The organism is Pedobacter frigoris (genome assembly GCF_005116445.1).
Lineage (GTDB): Bacteria > Bacteroidota > Bacteroidia > Sphingobacteriales > Sphingobacteriaceae > Pedobacter > Pedobacter frigoris.
The window spans coordinates 302,364-322,984 of record NZ_SWBQ01000005.1; the positions used below are offsets into that span (position 1 = coordinate 302,364).

17 protein-coding genes are annotated in these 20,621 nt (G+C 37.9%); 12 read left to right on the plus strand and 5 right to left on the minus strand.

The window, feature by feature from the left end; all coding sequences use genetic code 11:
* The first annotated feature begins 21 nt into the window (after positions 1-21).
* The 6 genes from FA047_RS17365 to FA047_RS17390 all read left to right on the plus strand — a co-directional run bounded on the left by FA047_RS17365 (position 22) and on the right by FA047_RS17390 (position 5,796).
* Positions 22-1,050 carry a hypothetical protein gene (locus tag FA047_RS17365; RefSeq protein ID WP_136837347.1) on the plus strand — a complete coding sequence of 343 codons (1,029 nt, stop codon included), beginning with the start codon at positions 22-24 and terminating at the stop codon, positions 1,048-1,050.
* Between the two features lie 3 nt (positions 1,051-1,053).
* Positions 1,054-2,193, plus strand: coding sequence for a hypothetical protein (locus FA047_RS17370; protein WP_136837348.1), 1,140 nt, complete (start codon positions 1,054-1,056; stop codon positions 2,191-2,193).
* Between the two features lie 224 nt (positions 2,194-2,417).
* Positions 2,418-2,891, plus strand: coding sequence for a Panacea domain-containing protein (locus tag FA047_RS17375; RefSeq protein WP_136837349.1), 474 nt, complete (start codon positions 2,418-2,420; stop codon positions 2,889-2,891).
* Positions 2,884-3,636 (plus strand): hypothetical protein, encoded by a 753-nt coding sequence (locus FA047_RS17380; protein WP_136837350.1) that lies wholly within the window; start codon positions 2,884-2,886, stop codon positions 3,634-3,636. Before FA047_RS17375 ends, FA047_RS17380 begins: the two co-directional genes overlap by 8 nt.
* A gap of 46 nt (positions 3,637-3,682) precedes the next feature.
* Complete coding sequence (locus FA047_RS17385) at positions 3,683-4,618, plus strand: hypothetical protein (RefSeq protein ID WP_136837351.1); 936 nt, start codon at positions 3,683-3,685, stop codon at positions 4,616-4,618.
* Positions 4,619-4,683: 65 nt separating this feature from the next.
* Positions 4,684-5,796 carry an HNH endonuclease gene (locus FA047_RS17390; RefSeq protein WP_136837352.1) on the plus strand — a complete coding sequence of 371 codons (1,113 nt, stop codon included), beginning with the start codon at positions 4,684-4,686 and terminating at the stop codon, positions 5,794-5,796.
* A gap of 51 nt (positions 5,797-5,847) precedes the next feature.
* Here FA047_RS17390 and FA047_RS17395 read toward each other — a convergent pair whose 3' ends face one another.
* Both FA047_RS17395 and FA047_RS17400 read right to left on the minus strand, forming a co-directional pair.
* Complete coding sequence (locus FA047_RS17395; protein ID WP_136837353.1) at positions 5,848-6,192, minus strand: helix-turn-helix domain-containing protein; 345 nt, start codon at positions 6,190-6,192, stop codon at positions 5,848-5,850.
* A 68-nt stretch (positions 6,193-6,260) separates the two neighbouring features.
* Positions 6,261-7,496 carry a tyrosine-type recombinase/integrase gene (locus FA047_RS17400; RefSeq protein ID WP_136837354.1) on the minus strand — a complete coding sequence of 412 codons (1,236 nt, stop codon included), beginning with the start codon at positions 7,494-7,496 and terminating at the stop codon, positions 6,261-6,263.
* 268 nt (positions 7,497-7,764) lie between these two features.
* On the opposite strand from FA047_RS17400, the gene FA047_RS17405 reads away from it, so the two are divergent.
* The gene (locus FA047_RS17405; RefSeq protein ID WP_136837355.1) at positions 7,765-9,030 is read left to right on the plus strand and encodes an Hsp70 family protein; all 1,266 of its coding nucleotides are present in this window, start codon (positions 7,765-7,767) and stop codon (positions 9,028-9,030) included.
* A gap of 30 nt (positions 9,031-9,060) precedes the next feature.
* Here FA047_RS17405 and FA047_RS17410 read toward each other — a convergent pair whose 3' ends face one another.
* From FA047_RS17410 to FA047_RS17420, 3 genes are read right to left on the minus strand one after another with little or no spacing between them, the layout of a single operon-like run.
* Positions 9,061-10,629 (minus strand): sulfatase family protein, encoded by a 1,569-nt coding sequence (locus FA047_RS17410; protein ID WP_205943341.1) that lies wholly within the window; start codon positions 10,627-10,629, stop codon positions 9,061-9,063.
* A 41-nt stretch (positions 10,630-10,670) separates the two neighbouring features.
* Positions 10,671-11,435, minus strand: coding sequence for a LytR/AlgR family response regulator transcription factor (locus tag FA047_RS17415; protein WP_136837357.1), 765 nt, complete (start codon positions 11,433-11,435; stop codon positions 10,671-10,673).
* On the minus strand, positions 11,435-12,640 hold the full coding sequence (locus tag FA047_RS17420; RefSeq protein WP_169304450.1) for a sensor histidine kinase: 1,206 nt from the start codon (positions 12,638-12,640) through the stop codon (positions 11,435-11,437). Before FA047_RS17420 ends, FA047_RS17415 begins: the two co-directional genes overlap by 1 nt.
* A gap of 165 nt (positions 12,641-12,805) precedes the next feature.
* Between FA047_RS17420 and FA047_RS17425 the strand changes: the two genes are divergently transcribed.
* The 5 genes from FA047_RS17425 (at position 12,806) to FA047_RS17445 (ending at position 20,619) form a co-directional block, all read left to right on the plus strand.
* The gene (locus FA047_RS17425; RefSeq protein ID WP_136837359.1) at positions 12,806-13,360 is read left to right on the plus strand and encodes an RNA polymerase sigma factor; all 555 of its coding nucleotides are present in this window, start codon (positions 12,806-12,808) and stop codon (positions 13,358-13,360) included.
* Between the two features lie 110 nt (positions 13,361-13,470).
* Positions 13,471-14,535, plus strand: coding sequence for a FecR family protein (locus FA047_RS17430; RefSeq protein WP_136837360.1), 1,065 nt, complete (start codon positions 13,471-13,473; stop codon positions 14,533-14,535).
* Between the two features lie 180 nt (positions 14,536-14,715).
* Complete coding sequence (locus FA047_RS17435) at positions 14,716-17,994, plus strand: SusC/RagA family TonB-linked outer membrane protein (RefSeq protein ID WP_225872773.1); 3,279 nt, start codon at positions 14,716-14,718, stop codon at positions 17,992-17,994.
* 18 nt (positions 17,995-18,012) lie between these two features.
* A complete protein-coding gene (locus FA047_RS17440) occupies positions 18,013-19,608 on the plus strand; it encodes a SusD/RagB family nutrient-binding outer membrane lipoprotein (RefSeq protein WP_136837362.1) in 1,596 nt (531 codons plus the stop codon).
* A gap of 123 nt (positions 19,609-19,731) precedes the next feature.
* On the plus strand, positions 19,732-20,619 hold the full coding sequence (locus FA047_RS17445) for a pirin family protein (protein WP_136837363.1): 888 nt from the start codon (positions 19,732-19,734) through the stop codon (positions 20,617-20,619).
* Positions 20,620-20,621 lie beyond the last annotated feature (2 nt).

Sequence of the window (20,621 nt, forward strand, 5' to 3'; positions counted from 1 at the left end):
TTGAACATAACCAGTAGTAGAATGAAACAGTTGACTGCTTTTCAAAAAGATTATCTCGCGAAGTTAAGGGAAGAAGAAATATCGGTTCTTGCAGAAAACTTTGAAATAATATCTTCTTTTAAGAAATATTGTGAGGCAATGGGTATTTTCCTTGGAGACGATAACTTCAAATATTATCACACTTCGGGGATCATTGCTACTTATCCCAATTTAATTGCATTACTTAACGATGATTTGACTGTAGATAAAGAAGGATTGTTGGATTTTGATATTCTTTGTAAGCAATTTGCCAGGAAGAGATTCATGAACGGGTTTCTGGATTGTGGGAATTACATGCTAATGGCTCATTATTACTTTAGACGTGGGTATCACCAGATCAATAATTTTGCCCCAAGTTTTATTGATATGTTCTGGGAACTTCCTAAGCCGAAAATGCAGAGCTATATTTCCATAGATCCAGATAGTGTCAGGATAAATATGGATGGCTATGCAATTATGGAGCGTGACATGTGGTTTGGTGCAAAGTTCGACAAGTTTATAGAAAGCATTCCTGATGGAATAGTTAAGCTAAGACCGCCATTGGATGTTGATGATTCTATCCTTTCATTCTTTTTCGCATCCGCCTATTGCCTAGATGTCAAATGGTCAACAAAGGAATTTATTAAAAGCATTCAGATCGAAGAATTCAAAAGTGAAGAAATTACAATAACTAAAAATACGAATGATTACTATCCAGTTAGGTATATCCACGCTGAATATGATCTTCAATCGCAATCATTTAGGCATTTTGATGGGGCTATTCATTTTTATTCTTCGGAAGAATATTTTCGTAGACGGGACAATGATTTTAATTATAATTCTAAAAACACCAATCATATTAAAACATTATCTCAAAAGCTTTTCAAAATTAATGGAACGGTTGAAGTTGAACATTTTGTTGAATTTACCTCTCATTTTTTCACAAAAAACCCATTAATTATTGAATATTTTGAAGGTGGGTATCCAAAGTACATTATTGAAATGTTGGAGAAGGTTAGGGCTAACAATTAGAAGATGGAGACGAAGGAAATATTGGCACGGATTGAACTTGCAATGGATAAGGTTATCGAGGAATATCAGAATGATAACTTTATTATTTTTTCTGACCATAATGATAAACAGAAATTTCTTTTCGACAAGGACTACTTCAAATCATTAAGATTTGGCAAAACGAATACCTGCATGTTTTTGGGATGTGTTCAGAGAGCAATTAATAATTCCCACACTATTCAAAAGGCGACATCCATTTCAACTATTTCAGAAGATGGACATTTGCTTTGGCCGACCTTTAATCACAAAAAAGGAGTTCTAGAGCTTAGCAAAATTGGATTAAATTATGCTTCAACTTTTCCTGGATTTTGTAGAGCTCATGAGCAAATGTTCAATCCTTTTGAAGAAAAAAAAGATATGAGTACAGAACAGGACTTTAGGCTTCAAGTTTACCGTTCGATCTGTAGGGAGATTGTAGAAAATAAACGGTCACTAGATACTTCATTGCTAAGAAGGAATCAGTACATTTTATTTCGAGATAACAAATTGTCTGAAATGATTAGAGCGGAAGCAGATGCTCTTCATATCGATAGCAAAAGTATTGTTTCGATGAGACATGAGTTCGTTGATTGGAGGTTAAGGGAACTAAACAAATCTGTAAAGCAAAGTGAAGCATATCTCGCTGATCTGCATAAACTTTACCTTTCTATTCACAATGATTTAGTAAAGAACAAGGCTCAGAAAGTTTTCGTGCAAGCAATGGAAGTTGATTGGGTGATCCCGTGTTGTTTGGCAGGAAGGGGCGGGTTTAAACTAAACAATAAGTCTAAAAGGAGAGCAGATATAATCCTAAATGCACTTCCTTATGAAAACAAAACTTTTTTGATTCTAGCCTCACATTTTAAAGACAAAAGATTTGTTGATACATACATCAACTCCTTTACCAAGCATCCGTTTCATCTGATAAAAATGGTAGAAAGCTGGATGTTATATGGATCAGATCACTGGTTTATTAGACCAAGTGTGTGGGAGTCACTAGCTGATGATGTAAAGGATAAAGTTTTAAAAGAGTTATTCAATTTCAATAAAAGCATATATGCTGTTGCCGATTTTGAAATTTTTGTTGGTTTGAGGGAACAACTGATATTAAGACAACAAACATAGGACATCCTTATAGCACAGAAGTGCAATAATTTGATTTTTAGGAGGTTGTATTGTAACGTTTAAGTTACAATAGATGTCTTGTTTACTAATATTCTTAGCTTTGAATACGTCAGTCATAAAGGTGTTTTTAACTAGTTAAAAACACCTTTATGACTGACCATTGTTTTAATAAAATTACTAAAATAATTAGTTTTATTTTGTATTTTTGCTAACAAATAAATGTGATGAAAAATATAAATGAAGTATGTGATTTCGTAGTTTTTAGATTGACTGGAGAAGGAAATGAATCTTTAAGTCACCTTAAACTGCAAAAAATACTTTTCTACATACAGTCGTGGCATTTAGCATTTGATAAGCAACCTCTGTTTGATGGAAAATTTCAAGCGTGGATACATGGTCCTGTAAATAGGACTATTTACAATAGGTTTAAGGATAGTAAGTATATGTATTCTTCGATTACCATGTCAGATATCCAATCCGACCTTACTTTTCCTTCATTAGATCAAAGTGACCGAGATCATATTAATGCGGTATTGGAAACGTATGCCCAATATAGTGATGTTCAGCTTGAAAAGATGACACATGATGAAAAACCTTGGATTGATGCAAGGGATGGTTTTCAACCATATGAAAGATGTGAAGTTGAAATAAATGAGTCAACTATGCAGAGTTATTATGCTGCTAGAATAAATGGCTAAGCAACCTCGTCTAGCAGAAAATATAGTACCTGAAAAGAAAATCCGTTCGGGAGTTCCGCAAGAGGAAAGGGCAATCCCAAAACCAATCGTAAAACCTGCACTAACAAGATTTACCTTTAGCTTACAATATTTTAAACAGATAAAATACTTTGAGATCGGCCAGCAACAACAAGCTTGGTATATATCTTTGATTGATCGCCTTCAGGAGCTTTCGTCCAAAACAAGAGAAGTTTTTTTGCGTGATATTACAGAGAAGCAAAATTTCAGATACCATGAAATTGATTGGAATGGAACAAACGTGCCAATTAAAAGAGAAGATCTCAATTGGATTGATACTGCTTACCTTTATAATAAAGAAGAGTACCCCTTTGTTCAATTTCATATTTCATTGGCGCTTGGAAGGGTTGTTGGATTTTGGGATGAGAACCATGTATTTCAAATCGTATTATTAGACCCTTTACACAATATACAGCCTTCAAAAAGATATGCTTATAAAGTAGATGATACTCACTTCATGAGTTCTCAGATATCTTCCCTATTGGTGGATATTCAGAAAATTAAAGCTAAAATTAAAGAGGGTTGTTCTTGTGAAACATGTTTGGAAATCAAAAAAATCCCAACAAAAATCAATATGACAAATTTGTTGATAGCTCATTTGGATGACTCCTATCTGGAAAAAATTGAAGGCTCAACCTTACATATTGAACAAATTTTAGAACTTGGCTTATTATCCATCGAGGAATGATATAATTGCTAAATCGTTTTTAAAATAAGAACTTTCTGATCATAAAATGGATGTATATTTTCGTAACGTTAGGGAATTAAAAAGAAAGCTAAAGTCAATAGAGGAACTAAATTTAGAGAACACCCCCTTAAGCAAGATATCAAATATCATAAATAAGGAGCTTTTTGTGCCCGTAACCGTTGCTAAAATCCATGCAGGACAATACGTAGAGCGTGTTCGGATTAATGCGGTAGGCGAAATTTTCAAACATAAGCAAGAACTCTCGTATAGATCAGATCCAGAAAATATTAAAAATTATGGGAGAGCAAATTCTCCAGGCAATTCGATATTTTATGGTTCGGTTAAAAGCAGTTTGGTTTCGTCTCCTAGAATAGTTGCCCTGGCAGAAACTGAAGAGGCATTACAAGGCGAACTCAAAGGAAATAGAGATAAAAAACTAATTATGACCGTAGGCAAATGGATTGTCAAAAAGGATATCCTCGTTTCAGAAATGGTGTTCAAGCGGGATGCAATTAATGCGATTTCTGAAGTAAAAATGGCATTCGATTTCCATTCAAATTTAATAAAACAAAACCAACCATCAGATATCGCTAAACAAAGTATTTTGTTGTTAGAATATTTTTCAGAGGTAATGTCAAAGCGAACAACAAAAAATAGCGATTACAAAATCAGTGCGGCATTTTCTGAAAGTATATTAAGATCTCCAAATATAGGGGGAATTCTATTCCAAAGTGTGCAGGCTAACTTCGAAGGAACAAATGTAGCCCTTAAGCCTGAGATAGTTGAAGATTGTTTATTTCTTGAGGAAGCTTTAATGGTACTTGTTGAAATCAGGGGTAAAAGGGTTTTTCTTGATAATATTGCCACAACGGGAACTCTGAAGCCAAACCAGACAATATTTGAATGGAAACTTTTAAAAAGGACCCCAAACAAAATAATTGAAGATTATTTTTTAAGTGGGACATTACCAGAAATCAAGTAGCATTTACAAAGTGCAATAACGATTTTAAGGCAAATCTTTGTATCTTCCATGATATGTCTTAACAAATGCAAAACGAAGATCTTACATTTTATTCTTTCGATGGGAACAAGGAAAACTTAATGGAATTCTTTGATAATTATGAAATTGAGAATATTTTTATTCCGCCAGATAGTGCCGTCCGAAACTTAAAAAAAAGGCCAGATAGAGTTTGTAGGTACTGCGGTCTTGGAGCAAACCAAACTACTTTTAAGAAAGAAGCCCACATCATCCCACATCTTATGGGAAATAGGTATATGGTATCTGATTTTGAATGTGATAGCTGCAATGAGCTTTTCTCGAAATATGAAAACCATTTAACCGATTTTTTGGGGATTACTCGAACGATATTTGGTACTGATGCCAAAAAAGGTACTCCGAATTATAGATCAAGGAATGCTGGACTAAGTGCTAAAGCATTAAATCTGCCGTCTGATCATAAAGCAATTGTTATTTCTGATAATAACGGGGAAAATTTTGAAATTGATGATGATAGCGGTAGGACAGAAATTTCGTACCAAAAAAATAAATATATCCCTCTGTTTGTTTATAAGAGTTTCTTGAAAATTGCACTAGGTCTTATAAAGCCTGACGATGTCATTAATTATAAGTATGCTTTTGAGCATTTAATTCATTCCCAAAGTGATGTCCAACTTGGTAAAGTTGCAACCATAAACGAATATAGTTATACTAGAAACTGTAAAGTCCACTGCTATTTATTTCGAAAACGTCGTAAAGACGATTTACGGCCAACCCATATTTTTCAGATATACTATGAAAATCTTTTATATCAATTTTTCATCCCGCTAAATTTAGAGGATTTGAATTTATATGATGGCAAAGAATTTACTATAAAATGGTGCCCACCTTTATTATTGTGGCCTCCAAAAGAAGGTGAAAACTGCAGGTCCAGAGCAAGAGATTTATCGGGACTAGAAAAGATTGATGAAGAAGGTCTCATATCGATGGAGTTCCTGCCGGGCACTATGAAAACGCTTTCTAGTTATGACCCAATAACAAAGGTCTTCATAGACGCTTCTGATTTTGATATGCAGAAAATCGTGAAGATACTGCTTGTTCCGCAAAATCCAGATATGGATTTTAAAGAGATCTTTAAGGACGGATTGCCTCCTGGGTATTAACAGCCATTTATGCCAGAACAATATTTTGTTGTAAACGAAACTTAAATTGATTTATTGTTTTCTTGAATGGATGGATAAAAACCTGTCTTCAGTTGTGTTTATGAGGTCAGTATTAGATTGTCTTTTACCCGAACTAATCCACTCCAATAATTCTGATCTGGAAAAATAAAGCCGTTTTCCCTTTTTGCAAAATGGAATCTCCTTTAGGCTGACCTTGCTGTACAATGTTGGCACAGCTAATGTTACAAGCTCTGAAGCTTGTTGAATGTTTAACAAATCTTGGTCGGGAAGGTTATAGCTTACTTTTAGATCTGTAATCATTTTCTCTATTGACAATAGCTTGTCATAAAGCACTACTATGGCTTCGGGCAATTGGTCAAAGGTTAGGTTTTCCATATCATCTTGTATGTGACAAAGATTGCACTTGAAAACCTATCAATAGTTTTATAAACCAGGTTATAACCCTAAGTAATAAAGTCCAATAACTTCTCTGCTACCTCGTGTTTTACCTTGCTCTCAAAACCTGCCCAATATTTTTGTGTTGTGGCAAGTGTTGTGTGTCCAAGCGCTTCTTGGGCAAATTCTAACCCTATTTCCCGGGTTACCGCCGTGGTAAAAGAATGCCTTGCGTACATTGTGCCAAGGTTAAACGGAATACCGACTATCTTTGCCAATCTGTTCATGTGCTGATTAACAAAACGGATAAAATTTTGGTTGACACGATGTCTTTCCTTTGCGTCCATTCCTTGTTCGAATATAGGGAATACATAATCTCTATCGTCTCCGTTTTTCCTGCCGTATTTGGAGATTATCCTGGCGACTGAAGCGGTTATTGGCACGACAATCGGCGTTGGGTCTTCTCTGGTTGTATTTAGAGTCTTGTGCCTAAGAAATGAAAAGTAGTCATCAGTAACATTCTTGAACTTTAGTTCAGCAATATCCCTAAAATTAATTCCATTGCACTGATAACTGAAAAACCAAAAATCTCTCGCCTTTATAATGAATTCATCATCTGTTTCCCAAGTGTAAAGTGATTTAAGTACATCTTTTTCAATGTTCTTCTTGATGTTTTTACCGGTAGGGATCTTGTATTTTTTAAAGGGATAGACTTCTGGTTCAATATCACCGTTTTCTATTGCTGTATTAAAAAGTTTTCTTAATGGTCTAAGATAGATGCCTACCGTACTTCGGCTCATATCTTTGTTAAGTGCCCACCGTTCGTACCTTTGCAAAAATTCGGGTGTGATGGTATCAAAAGTTAGCCTTTCAACTCTATGTGCCCTGTCCAGATTTACAAACCGCAAAATGGAGTTCATACTACACCTGTAGTTCGAGGCAGTACCAATCCTGTCTTGTCCCTCAAGATCGGAAATATATTCGCTGTAATGATCAATGATATTATTGATGCTTGCTTTGCTTCTGAACAATGCCCTTTCAAATTTTGCAAAAGAAAAAAAACGTAGAGTATTCGCGGCCTCTATTCCTTTGGATTCGATAGCTTTTAGACTTATCTGAATTTCTCTAAACCTACCACGGGGTGCGGGTTCTAAATATCCATGCTCAAATTCTTCAAGCGATACAGCCATTCCAGTCTCATACATTTTGGCTTTTTGATAATAGACACGCAACTTTATCGGAAATTTTCCATCCTCTAATGGTCTGCGGGTATCGTGGTAAAGGGAGATCAATGCTTTCTTCATACTATAACAAATATTTTTTGGCTTTTCATTTGCACAGATTTTGCACAAAAATCTTCGAAATAACCCAAAAAGAGTAAAATCAAAGATAAGAATAAAAAAGCTAAATACCTGATAAACAGAATACTTATAGATAACAATAGACATCACAAAACACCAAATAACTCCTGTTAATCAGAGGGTCGCTGGTTCGAGCCCAGCAGAAGGAGCAGAATAAAGCCCTTTACAAATCGTAAAGGGCTTTTCTTTTTTATCGTTTACCCTGCCCATCATGAAGAGATTTTTATACGGAATTGATTTTGGAACAACCAATTCGGCACTCGCCATTTATGATGAAGACGCCAAAGAAATTCATAGTACCATTATCATTCCATCCCTTATTTATTTTTATCATCAGCTAAATGCCGGGGATGACAAAAGTTACGTGGTAGGTGAAGAAGCCATCCATGCCTATCTCCATGATGGCATGAAAGGCCGCTTCATTAAATCAGTTAAACAAATCCTATCCAGAAGCAGTTTCACAGAAACACGGATACATAATAAAAGATATAATGCTTCTGACCTTGTAGCAATCATTCTAAAAGAATTGAAAAGCAGGGCAGATGAAGTGACCGGGCAGGACTGCCGAAAGGCTGTTATTGGCAGGCCTGTCTTTTTTGATGATGACAATGTACAAAAGGATACGCTGGCACAAAACAGACTTAATAAAGCTGCTGAAATTGCAGGTTTTACGGAAGTCCGTTTCCAGTTTGAGCCTATAGGTGCCGCTTTCGCTTATGAAAAAACGCTGCTAAAAAAAGAAAGTGTACTTGTTGCCGATCTAGGCGGTGGAACAACAGATTTTACTTATTTAGTTCTTGATCCTACAAAAGTAGGGAGTAAAGATCGAAAGAATGATATGATGGCCACCGGAGGAATTTATATAGGAGGTGATAGTTTTGATTCTGCTTTTATGTGGGAAAGAGGAACGCCCTACTTCGGTAAGCATACACAATACGAGGCAACTCCGGGTAAGGTATTAACGGTGCCTAAATCACTTTTCGCAAATATCTGCTCATGGGAACAGATGAATTTTTTTAACGGACAACGTATTCGAAAGGATATTGAAGACTATTATTATTTCTCCGGGAAAGACCGAAAGTTTAAAAATCTGATTACGCTCATCGAAAATAACTTAGGTTATTCCGTGTTTCAGGCGATAGAGAAGACTAAGATCACGCTGTCTAAATCAAATACATCAGAATTTCGGTACGATGGTATGGATATCCAAATTCAAGAGGAGGTCTCCTTGTCGGATTATGAGCAAATCATAAAAAAGGATGTTGATCGGATTTCAAATTATCTAAATGAATTTATGTCCCTGCACAATATTGGTGTAAATGATATTGACAGCCTTTTTCTAACTGGGGGTACTTCTATGGTTGGTAGTATTCAACAATTATTTAAAGATAAGTTTCCACACATCACTATGAATTCCGGAGATAATTTTAAAAGTGTTGCTAAAGGTTTAGCTTATAGTGGTTACCTGTTTGGGTAAACTAAATGATCGACTATCCTATTTCTTTGATTATTCCAGGACCTGTAAAGTAAGGTACTTTATCGCATCCTGATCTTTGTATTCCTGAGCTGCTGTGAGGAGCTTGGATTTGAAGCTCTTTAGCAGCGCTTCATACTTTTTGTCTGCAGCAAGATTATGAAGCTCATGCTTGTCATTCTTAAGGTCATAAAACTCCCAGGAGTTTAATTTCCCGTAAAAACGTATCAATTTATATTGTGAAGTCCTGATTCCAAAATGAGGATGTACCAGATGCGGACCCGGATATTCATAATAATGATAATATACCGGCTTTTCCGCGAGTCCGGTTTTGCTGCCATTCAGTGCAGACCAAAAAGATCTTCCTTGTATATCCATAGGTATCTTTCCTCCAGCCATATCTAATAAGGTAGGAGCCCAGTCGATATTTGCAACTACGTTATTGACCTTGCTGCCTGCCTTAATCTTTCCCGGGTATCTGATGACGAAAGGTGTTTTTAAGGATTCTTCGTACATAAATCTTTTATCAAACCATCCATGTTCTCCTAAATAAAACCCCTGGTCGGATGCATAAATTACTATTGTATTTTGTGAAAGCTCCTTTTTATCCAGGTAATCCAGCATTTTTCCTATGTTTCGGTCAAGTGAGTTTGCAGTAGCGTAATAATCCTTCATATAACGCTGATATTTCCATATCGCGAGTTCCTTTCCTGATGGTTTTTTGGCCTCGAAATCTTTAGTCACCTTTTGGATGTAGTAATTAGAAAACGCCTCACGCTGTGCTTTATTCATTCTTTTATAAAGGAGGAAATTTTCGAAATCAACGTTGACTTTTAGATCACGGTCCAACTCCATTGCCTTAGCTATACTCATGTATTGTTCCTTCGCAGCTTCACGACCATCATAATCATCGAAGAAAGTAGCTGGTATTGGGAAGTTGACGTGGTCATAGGCTCCAAGATCCTGTATATCAGGCAGCCACTCACGATGAGTGGCTTTCTCTCCAACTACTAAAAAGAATGGCTTTGTTTTATCCCGCTTATCCAGCCAGTCAGTTGCCTTTTGTGTGATGATATCGGTTACATAACCTGCTGTCCTGACTGTGTCATTTTGCTGATTGATGAAATCAGGGTTATAGTAAAAGCCCTGATCCGGCATGATCTCCCAATGATCAAACGCCTTCCCGGGTAAAGTGCCGAGATGCCACTTCCCAATCCAGGCAGTTTGGTAGCCTTCCTTACTCAACAATCCAGACAACATTTGTTGTTTTACATCAAATTTGCCATCATTAGCTTTATATCCGTTTATATGACTATACTTTCCAGTCAAAAAACAAGCTCTGCTGGGGCCACATATGGAATTTGTAACCAGCTGATTGTTTAATATAGCTCCTTCTTTTGCCAGTCGGTCAATATTTGGAGTTTTGGCAATTTTATTCCCGTAGGCACCTATTGCCTGATATGCATGATCATCTGAAATGATGAAAATGATATTTGGCTTCTGAGGTGCGGCTTCCTTGTGTCTGTTTATGCCAAATAATTTAGCGGATATTAATACGGCCGAAATGCCAATAAAAGCAAATATTGTAAGTAATCTGAACATCAATTAAGGATTTTATACAAAATAGCAATTTAAGTTATCGCTTACAAATCCAACTCAGCCCTGATCTGTTGAATATAGGTTGTCCCCGTTGTGATTCTGCTTTGCTTTTTATCAGTCATTGTGATGATCAGTCGATTATTAAAGTGTTTACTGATCTCCCCGATCTTGTCCTTATTAATTATGAAGGATTTTTGTACCCTTATAAAATTGGCAGGTAGTTTCTCTTCCAGGTCTGATAATGATAACTCGGATAAATACTCAGTTCCATTGTCGGTATATAAGGTAACATAACCAAGCTGAGATTCCAGATATACTAAATCCGGGAAGCGAACCAATAGGATCTTGTCTTTTACCTTTACCGGAAGGGCTGTAGCTTCTTTTTTAGGCTGCATCTGATCGAAAATCTCTTTTAGTTTTAAAAAATCGACCTGCATATTGCTATTATTCCAGCGTTTTATCTTTTCAATTGACTTCATAAACCGGCTGTCCTCAATAGGCTTAACGAGATAATCAAGTGTATTTTCCTGAAAAGCCCTGATCGCATATTGCTCAAAAGCAGTAGTGAAAATTACCAATGGCTTATGTCTAAGCCTGGTCAGCATATCAAATCCATTTAAGTCGGGCATGTGAACGTCAAGAAAAATCAGGTCAGGCTTTAGGTTGTCTATCAATTCAATCGCCTCTATTGCATTAGACGCCTCGGCAATGATTTCAAGAACATCGGGGTAATTTCCTGCGAGTCTGCTCATCATCAGTCTGGCAGGTCTCTCATCGTCAATGATAATGCTTCTCAATTTAGTGCTCACTATACTTTCGTCTTTAAATCGCTGATGGTAATTCTGACTTCTTTGGGTTCATTTAGAAAGGCAATCTCATACTTGCCTGCCGCTAATATATCCAATTTATCGTACAAAGATTTCAATCCATAACCAGGTTTTAAATCTGTATCAAAAGCCTTGCCTTCATCAAATACGCTGAGTATAATGTCTTTGCCGGATTTTTTAATACTTATGCTGATGACAATCCCATTTGGACCGGCACCGTATTTAACGGCGTTCTCCACCAGGGGCTGAAGCAAATGCATGGGAATTAAATCATTTTCAAGCCCTGGTTGGATTTTACTCGTGTATTGCAATCTTTCCTCAAATCTGATCTTTTCTATTTCCAGATAAAGAGAAACCATTTCCATCTCTTCGTTCACAGTAGCATAGTTATTTTCTTCCCTGTTGATGTTATAACGAAATAGTTTCGATAGGGCGATGGCCATATTCCGGGTTTTTAAGCCATCTTCCGTAGCCAGTCCGGCTATAGAATTTAATGAGTTGTATAGGAAATGTGGGTTTATTTTTGAAGCTAATGCATCCAATTGAGATTGAGCGACCTGTTGCTGGAGTCGAGATATCTGCAACTCTTTTTGCTGAATTTTGAATGCATTTAAGCGTGTCGCATAGCTGTAAATCAAAACAGCCAGACTAGTGCCGAATATTGCCGATGATGCAATTGCAAGACTAAGAAAAGCACGTTCTATGCCATATCCACTGCCTAATCGCATATTCGCGGTAAATTGAACGATTACTATTCCAATGCAGGCAATTAGAAACATTGTGAGAGCTTCGTAAAATGGTCTTTTGGCAGGGTTCTTTACCTCATTGATCCATCTTTCCTTAGCCCAGAAATAGATGAGATAAACTGAAGAAATAATTAGAGATATAACAAGACATCTAATTATTGGCAAAGTTGAGAGCCCAATATCCTGTCCGTCCGATCCAAATCTGAATTTCATGACAAGCATACCGAACAACTTTAATATTCCATAGCTAATGAACAAAATTATAGTTGACAACCAGGCTGCACTAAATGAAGCAAACCATTTATTCCTGATCGGCTTAGTAACTTTTTTAAAAACAATATTTATTAGTAAAAGGAATACAATAACTACTAAAAATGTGGCAATGGTATCTTGACTTAATACGTTGTTGAGCGCTCTTAGAGCTATGCTTTCTCTGTTCATAATTATTATTGTAAATAATGGATTTTTATTCAAATAAACAGGCCTCGAGCGCATATTGAAATTAAAATCTTGTAAACCTGAAGAAAACTGCTGCAAACCTGAAATAAAAGTCAATTCATTTTCTTAACATTGCTATAACCTAACGCCACAAACTAAACTAACCAAATGGACAATAAACTTGTGCACCATTTATTATGGGAACGCATCCGTTCCGGTGATAATAATGCATTCTTTGACCTTTACAAAGCGCTGTACTATGAACTTGTGAATTTCGGCATCCGTGTTTGCGGAGATGCTGAAACAGCAGGAGAGGCTACAGATCAGGTCTTTGTTACCATTTGGGAAAAACATGAACAACTAAACAGGGTCGACAATGTGCCGGCCTACCTGCGTACTTTTTTAAAACGTAAAATACTTCGGTTGCTCGAACGTAAAAAGAAGATCAACGATGCATTACAAAATGCTGGTTCGGAAGGGGAATGGATGGAGATGTCTTATGAAGAGTTTATTGTTAAGGTGCAGACTGATGAGTTAGTTAGGTATAAATTGAAAACAGCTCTTGAGAAACTAACCTTCAGACAAAAGCAACTCATCCATTTGAAGTTTTTTGACGGATTAAGTTACGAACAGATTGCAGAACAAACCCAGCAAACCATCAAGACTGCTTACAATACAGTTTATGATGCGCTTAAAATATTGAGAAAAGAACTCAAAGATTAGTATAGCGTTTCCATCCCACAGTGTCTTTTTTATCCAAAAAAATAAAAAAGTAAAATTTCCTTAGGAAAAGTTGAAGTTTTCAGGCACTGTCTTTATAAAAGCATAATATTATGATTGATCGTAGTCTTTTCAATGTCGAAGACTTTTTAGTGGATAATACTTTTCAGCTTTATTGTGCGGGAACAGATAAACTCTGCGTAACCTATTGGGAGAATTATATTGAAACTCATCCTGAACAAAAAGCCGTAATAACAGAAGCCAGACGTTTGTATGTCATCCTCAGTGGAAATAAAAAACCATTGAATCTGCAGGTCGAAACGCTAAAAGAAAACATTGAACACAAAAACAATATTGTCCCATTCCAAAGGAGATATAACTGGTTGAAAATTGCAGCGGCTATATTACTGCTGGCCGGTGTTTCTTTTTTTTACTTTAAAGCAGGGGATAAGGAGGGGGTCAAACAAATTATGGTCAGCAATTTTAATACGAAGGCTGGCGAACGCAAAAAGATCACGCTTAAGGATGGATCTGTAATTTTATTAAACGCCAAAAGTTCGTTATCCATTATCAAAGGGTTTAATGAAAAAACCCGTGAAGTAAACTTGGTAGGTGAAGCCTTTTTTGATGTGATGCATCAAAAGGACAAGCCTTTCAAAGTTCATACGGAAGATTTTGATATCAATGTATTGGGCACCTCTTTTAATGTGAAAATTTATCCTGACGAGCCTACATCAGAAGCTACTTTAATTAAGGGACTTATTGTGATGGAGGGTAAGGGGAGTAAAGGCAGTTCTATTACTTTAAGGCCAAGTCAAAAAGTGACATTCTATAAAAATCTGGACATTCAACCCCAAGCCAATAAACCCATAAAAGCCAAAAAACAATTGCCGGAAATTGCGATCAATCATTACACCAGGGTAAATGATAGCATCATCGCTGAAGTTGCCTGGACGCAAGACCGACTCGAAATTTCAGATCAGAGTTTTGCAGAAGTTAAGGGGGTATTGGAACGGTGGTATGATGTACAAATCAAATTTACTGATAAAGAAGTAGAGAAATATCGCTTTACGGCATCTTTCCCTGTAGAAAATATTGAGCAGGCATTAAACGCTTTACAAACAGCAGAACATTTTAAATATGAAATAAAAGGAAAACAAATTACCATATCGAAATAAGAAAGGGACGGTGTTGACGCACCGCCCCTATAAATTTTTTTGATATCAAGCAATGGCAGTTTTATGCGCAAACAGATTGCTGCCAAATACTATAGCAACCAAAAAAACAAAAATATGATTAATTATTACTTACTGCAAGCGCGCCGTGATTCCAGGGCGTTCTTAAAATTCATTATTTTAATGAAATTAACGTGTATCATAATTTTTATAACCTGCCTCAATGTCTCGGCATCGGTCTTTTCACAGCAAAAGATCAGCCTTGATGTGACCAAAACCAAGCTGAGTAAGGTCTTGAAAATTATTGAAGAACAGAGCGATTATCACTTCGTTTACAGTTCGGCAAATGTGCCTGTGAATAAAGATGTTACTTTATCTGTGAAAAACACATTGGTAACAGATGTACTCGCCGCAATCTTCAGCAATACCAATCTCAAATATTCCATTTCAAAAGAAGGATTAATTGTAATCAGCAGGAGAAAAGATACTAAGATTACCGGGACCGTAAAAGACAATGCCGGAGGACCATTGCCAGGAGCCACCGTCCGGGTAAAAGGTTCGGGAGCTGGTTCGTCTACAGATATCAATGGTAGGTTTTCTATCTCAGTTCCCGCAGGAGCCACTCTTGTCATTTCATTCGCCGGATTTCAAACTAAAGAGATCGCGGTCGACAATAAAACGGATATCGATGTAGTCCTTTTGGAAGATACCAAGTTGTTAAATGAAGTGGTGGTTACCGCTTTAGGTATCAAAAAGGAACGACGTGCTTTGGGGTATTCTGTTTCACAGGTACAAGGCGAGTCTCTGACCCAGGCCAGAGAAAATAATGTTGCCAATTCTCTGGTCGGCAAGGTAGCTGGTTTAGATATCAGTTCAACTTCAGGAGGTGCCGGAGCAGCTACAAGTGTGCTGATCCGCGGTGTGTCCAGTTTGAGCCAGACCAACCAGCCTTTGTATGTAATCAATGGTATTCCAATGGAAAATACGCCGACGGGGCTCAACAATCTAAATCCTAACGGGAATAAAGGTAGTCAATGGGACAATGCTCCGGATTTAGGAGATGCAGTTGGCAATTTAAACCCTGATGATATCGAAAGCATTTCTGTACTAAAAGGCGCAGCAGCCTCCGCATTGTACGGATCAAGGGCTAAAGCTGGTGTTATTTTGATCACCACCAAAAGTGGAAAGGGAAATAGCATAGATTTTAACAGCAATTATGTTGTAGAACAGGTGATGGATAGAACGGATTGGCAATATGTCTATGGACAAGGTGCCAATGGAGTAAAGTCCGCTGATGCGGCGGCGGCAGCACAGGTCGGAGGATCTAGCTGGGGAGCCAAACTGGATGGAAGTAATGTAGTTCAGTTCGATGGCGTGGCAAGACCATATTCTGCACAGAAAAACAATATAGAAGATTTTTATCGCAGTGGCGGAACCTGGTCAAACACCATTGCATTAAATAAGACATTTGAAGGTGGAACTATTCGTTTCTCTGCCAATGATGTACATAATAATTCTGTCGTGCCAAACTCTGGTTTGAACAGGCAGTCATTCAATTTGGTCGGCACATTTGAGCCTATAAAACGTCTTACGATCGATGCCCGTACCAATTACATTTTGGAACAGGCAAAAAATCGTCCTATGCTTTCTGACGGAGCAGGTAATGCCAACTATAACGTGGTATTCTTGCCTACCAGTATTGGTGTTAAAGACCTGAAGCCATGGAAGGATGCGAATGGAAATGAAATCCAGTACAATAAGGGGAACGCATACGCTACAAATCCCTGGTTTGCTGCAAATGAATTTAGAAATAACACCAAACGCGAACGCGCTATCAGTAGCTTCAGCGCAAAATACATTTTCGACAATGGCTTATTCTTGCAAGGTCGTGCAGGAAGAGATGCTTATAATGACAGCTATACCAATGTAGTTCCTTCAGGCACTGCTTATTATGCGCCTGGGAAAATAGCCGAACAAAAGACCAAATTTGCTGATGTAAGTACTGATATCCTGCTTGGTAAATCATTTACTGTACAGGATGATTTTACCATTACCCCAAATGTTGGTGCAAGCTACAGAAATACGCGGATCAACCAGACTACAAACAACGGGACTGATTTTGCGGTATTTGGTATCTATAATATCCTTAATGCAAAAAACAAGTCTGTTGATTATTCGGAGGCAGAATTTGAAACTCAATCTGTCTATGGTACCCTTGAGCTTTCGTACAGAGATATTTTATACCTGACAGGTAGCGGTAGAAGCGATTGGTTTTCTACACTTGCCACTCCTGGGAAAGATAATAAATTAAGTGTTTTCTATCCTTCTGTGAGTGGTTCATTTGTGTTTTCAGAACTATATAAGCCAAGCTATTTAAGCTTTGGTAAGTTAAGAGCCGGATATGCCATTGTTGGTCAGGCAACCGGTCCGTACCAAACCCTACTTACCTATGGTTTCAGAAGTGAAACCTTAAATGGTAATCCATTGGGGGTCATCAGTAATCCAAGTATTCCCAATCCAAGTCTGAAAGCTTCTAAAGCTACCGAATTGGAGATCGGTACTGAATTGAGGTTCTTTGGTGATCGTCTTAATCTTGATGTGACCTGGTATAAAAAGCACTCTAAGGATGAAATTTCTACCATAACTACAAGTAGCACGACAGGATATAGCGGAGCTGTACTCAACTCTGGAGAAATCGAAAATAAAGGAGTAGAGGCCTTAATCTCAGGGGTTGTCATTAAAAATGATGACTTCAACTGGACTTCCTCTATCAATGGAACTTATAATGAGAATACCATACTTTCATTAGCTAAAGGAATTACCTCTCAATTGCTGGCAACTTCACGTACCGGGGTGGGATACCTGCAAAATATTCCGGGAATGGCGGCAGCCCAGGTGATGGCTTATGATTTTAAATACGATGCCAACGGAGCTATCGTTAAAAATGCGCTGGGTGCACCAGAAAGAGGAGTTTTGAAACCATATGGCTCGGCTTACAATAAATGGTTTGCTGGCTGGAACAATGAATTTACTTACAAGGGCATAAATCTTTCATTTCTTATAGACGGTAAATGGGGAGGTAAGGTCTTTTCTGCTACTGATTACTATGGATATATATTTGGTTTGCACAAGGCAACCCTTGAAAATCGGGATGCTTTAGGCACTACCGCCGCTAAATTCTATGAAAACACGGCCGACAATGCCTCTCATAAGTTTGTTCAGGATGCAAGTTTCATTAAATTCAGACAATTGACACTGGGGTACAATTTCCCGGCTAAAATGTTCAATAACAAAATCAAAAGTCTGAATGTAAGTGTGGTAGGACGCAATCTGTTTATCCTGATGAAGAAAACAGATAACATCGATCCGGAATCAAGTTACAATGCAACATTCCCGGGTTTAGAACTTGGAGGTGTTCCTCCAGTGAGAACTTTTGGTTTAAACCTAAGTGTTAAGTTTTAATTATTTAAAGAAAGAACGATGAAAACGAATATATTCAATAAATATAGCCTGATGATTCTTGTGGGCATTTTAATAACCTTCGGTTGTACCAAGGATTTTAAAGAGATCAATACTAATCCTGTAGCATACGGACCTACCAATTTTGATCCTAATTACACGCTGACTACTTCACAGTTAACTTATACCGGAAGTATCGATTTTGCATACGATACCTGGAGAGGAAACCTGATTTATGCCTCGACTATGATGCAGGGATTGTCGACGGTAGTGAGTTACTGGGCCGGTGATAAATATTTTCTTAATGAAGGCTATACTGCGGCATATTGGGGCAATAGTGCAGTAGGTGCTTATATAGAACAGGTGAGACCTATAGTAGATGTTGTAGAATTTACAAAAGGAAGCACTAAATATGCTAACGTTCACCATGTAGCGCGTATATGGAAGGCTTTGGTCTTTGCCCGTATCACCGATTTGTATGGGGATGTTCCTTACTCTGAAGCTGGTCAGGGATTCTATAAAAGTATTTTTACACCAAAATACGACAGGCAGCAGGAGATTTATACAGACTTGCTTAAGGAAGTTGATGAAGCAACCAATGCCTTGAATGTGAGTGGCGATAAAGTCACCGGAGATGTGATCTATGGTGGTGACATCGCAAAATGGAAACGCTTTGGTAATACTTTGCTGGTACGACTGGCCATGCGATTAACTAAGGCTGATGAAAACCTGGCGAAAACCTATGTGCAAAAAGCAATAGGCAAGACCATGGTCGATAACAGTGATAACGCAACTATAGCTCATGACGTTTCAGGAGCAAGGGTAACTCAGAATAGAAATAGCCAGGTATTACTTGGAGATGGCGGACAGGAGAACTATTATACCAAATGGTCCAAAACATTTATCGATCTATTAAAAAATGCCGGTGACCCAAGGTTAGAAAAAGTAGCAGTCACCAAACTTTATCTTGTAGAATCGGGAAAAGATCAGAATGCAGCCTATGTAACAACTCCTGCGGTTCAAAAAGGAATGCCCAATGGAAAGGACTTAAGCGGAATTGCAGGAAGGGATATCAGACAAGATGCTGCTTATACGAGCATCGCTGATTATTCTTCGCCAAACCCGGGTATGATCAAGAGAAATGGAATTACTTTCATCCTGAGCTTTTCTGAAGGAGAGTTTTTATTAGCAGAGGCCGCCCAAAGGTGGGGTATTGCAGGTTCTGCTGCTGATCACTATAAAGCCGCATTAAAAGCATCAATCACTTGTCTTGGAAAGTACGATCCATTAATGGTAGTGTCAGACGGGGTTGCAGAGACTTTTGCTAGTGCCAATCCTTACAATGCAGCCAATGGTCTGCAGATGATCAACACACAATATTGGTTGCATACCAACACCCTGCTTGATTTTTATGAGACATGGGCCAACTGGCGTAGAAGCGGCTTTCCTGTGCTTGTGCCCGTAGTTTACCCGGGAAATGCTACAGGAGGGACCATACCAAGGAGATTCCCTTATCCTTCGGAAGAAGCCGCAAACAATGGTGTCAATTATCAGGCTGCCTCATCAGCGGTACCTGGTGGTGATAAGCTAACCGGCAGAGTATGGTGGGATAAATAATAGAATTAATAATAATAAAAAGCCCTTCAATAAAAACTGAAGGGCTTTTTTAATGCTGGCTTTCTTGTAATGCTAACGCAAATCATGTAAATTCACTATTAGATTCATCCTAACACAATCATCATGTCAAACATTCAGCTGATTATAGAAGAAAGACCAAGTAATATTGGGAATTTTATGGTGGGAAGGTTATTGCCATTTCGAGAAAAAAGAATGGTAGGTCCTTTTGCTTTTATCGATCATATGGGGCCGGTATCTTTAAATGATTACGAGAATCTTGATGTACCTCCTCATCCGCATATTGGTCTTTCTACGCTAACCTACCTTTTTGAGGGATCAATCATGCACAAAGACAGTCTGGGCACTGAAGTTGAAATAAAACCCGGACAGGTAAACTGGATGACGGCAGGGAAGGGTATTGTTCACTCTGAAAGAACACCGGCTTACTTAAGGAATTCTACTAAAGTGATGCACGGATTGCAGATCTGGGTAGCATTACCTAAGCACCTCGAAGAAATGGAGCCCGAATTCTTCCATTTCGATGAAGAGGCCATGCCGGTTTGGGAAAAAGATACTGTCAGTTTTAAATTGATTGCCGGGGAAGTAATGGGACATCAGTCGCCGGTGCCGGTTTATAGTAAACTGTACCTTTTAGAATTAAAATCCAGGACTGCACAAACCATCAGAATAGGAGATGATCTGTTTGGAGAAAGTGCATTGTACATTTTGGAAGGTGCTATAAAGAGCGAAGAACACACTTTTGGCCCTAAGCAAATCCTCATTGCAAAAGACAGTAAATTATGTGAGTTTGAAATGCAGGAAAACACAACCGTTTACATATTTGGTGGAGATGCTTTTCCGGAAGAGAGATTTATCTACTGGAACTTTGTGGCCTCCAGCAGGGAACGCATTGAGGATGCTAAAACAATGTGGCTTGAGCAAACTTTTATACCAGTACCTGGCGAAACCGAATTTGTGCCCCTTCCTCTACAGTCTAAAAACGTAAGATAAAA

Coding starts and splice junctions, on each gene's coding strand:
- FA047_RS17365 (WP_136837347.1), top strand. CDS start 22: ATGAAACAGTTGACTGCTTTTCAAAAAGATTATCTCGCGAAGTTAAGG.
- FA047_RS17370 (WP_136837348.1), top strand. CDS start 1,054: ATGGAGACGAAGGAAATATTGGCACGGATTGAACTTGCAATGGATAAG.
- FA047_RS17375 (WP_136837349.1), top strand. CDS start 2,418: ATGAAAAATATAAATGAAGTATGTGATTTCGTAGTTTTTAGATTGACT.
- FA047_RS17380 (WP_136837350.1), top strand. CDS start 2,884: ATGGCTAAGCAACCTCGTCTAGCAGAAAATATAGTACCTGAAAAGAAA.
- FA047_RS17385 (WP_136837351.1), top strand. CDS start 3,683: ATGGATGTATATTTTCGTAACGTTAGGGAATTAAAAAGAAAGCTAAAG.
- FA047_RS17390 (WP_136837352.1), top strand. CDS start 4,684: ATGCAAAACGAAGATCTTACATTTTATTCTTTCGATGGGAACAAGGAA.
- FA047_RS17395 (WP_136837353.1), bottom strand. CDS start 6,192: ATGGAAAACCTAACCTTTGACCAATTGCCCGAAGCCATAGTAGTGCTT.
- FA047_RS17400 (WP_136837354.1), bottom strand. CDS start 7,496: ATGAAGAAAGCATTGATCTCCCTTTACCACGATACCCGCAGACCATTA.
- FA047_RS17405 (WP_136837355.1), top strand. CDS start 7,765: ATGAAGAGATTTTTATACGGAATTGATTTTGGAACAACCAATTCGGCA.
- FA047_RS17410 (WP_205943341.1), bottom strand. CDS start 10,629: ATGTTCAGATTACTTACAATATTTGCTTTTATTGGCATTTCGGCCGTA.
- FA047_RS17420 (WP_169304450.1), bottom strand. CDS start 12,640: ATGAACAGAGAAAGCATAGCTCTAAGAGCGCTCAACAACGTATTAAGT.
- FA047_RS17425 (WP_136837359.1), top strand. CDS start 12,806: ATGGACAATAAACTTGTGCACCATTTATTATGGGAACGCATCCGTTCC.
- FA047_RS17430 (WP_136837360.1), top strand. CDS start 13,471: ATGATTGATCGTAGTCTTTTCAATGTCGAAGACTTTTTAGTGGATAAT.
- FA047_RS17435 (WP_225872773.1), top strand. CDS start 14,716: ATGAAATTAACGTGTATCATAATTTTTATAACCTGCCTCAATGTCTCG.
- FA047_RS17440 (WP_136837362.1), top strand. CDS start 18,013: ATGAAAACGAATATATTCAATAAATATAGCCTGATGATTCTTGTGGGC.
- FA047_RS17445 (WP_136837363.1), top strand. CDS start 19,732: ATGTCAAACATTCAGCTGATTATAGAAGAAAGACCAAGTAATATTGGG.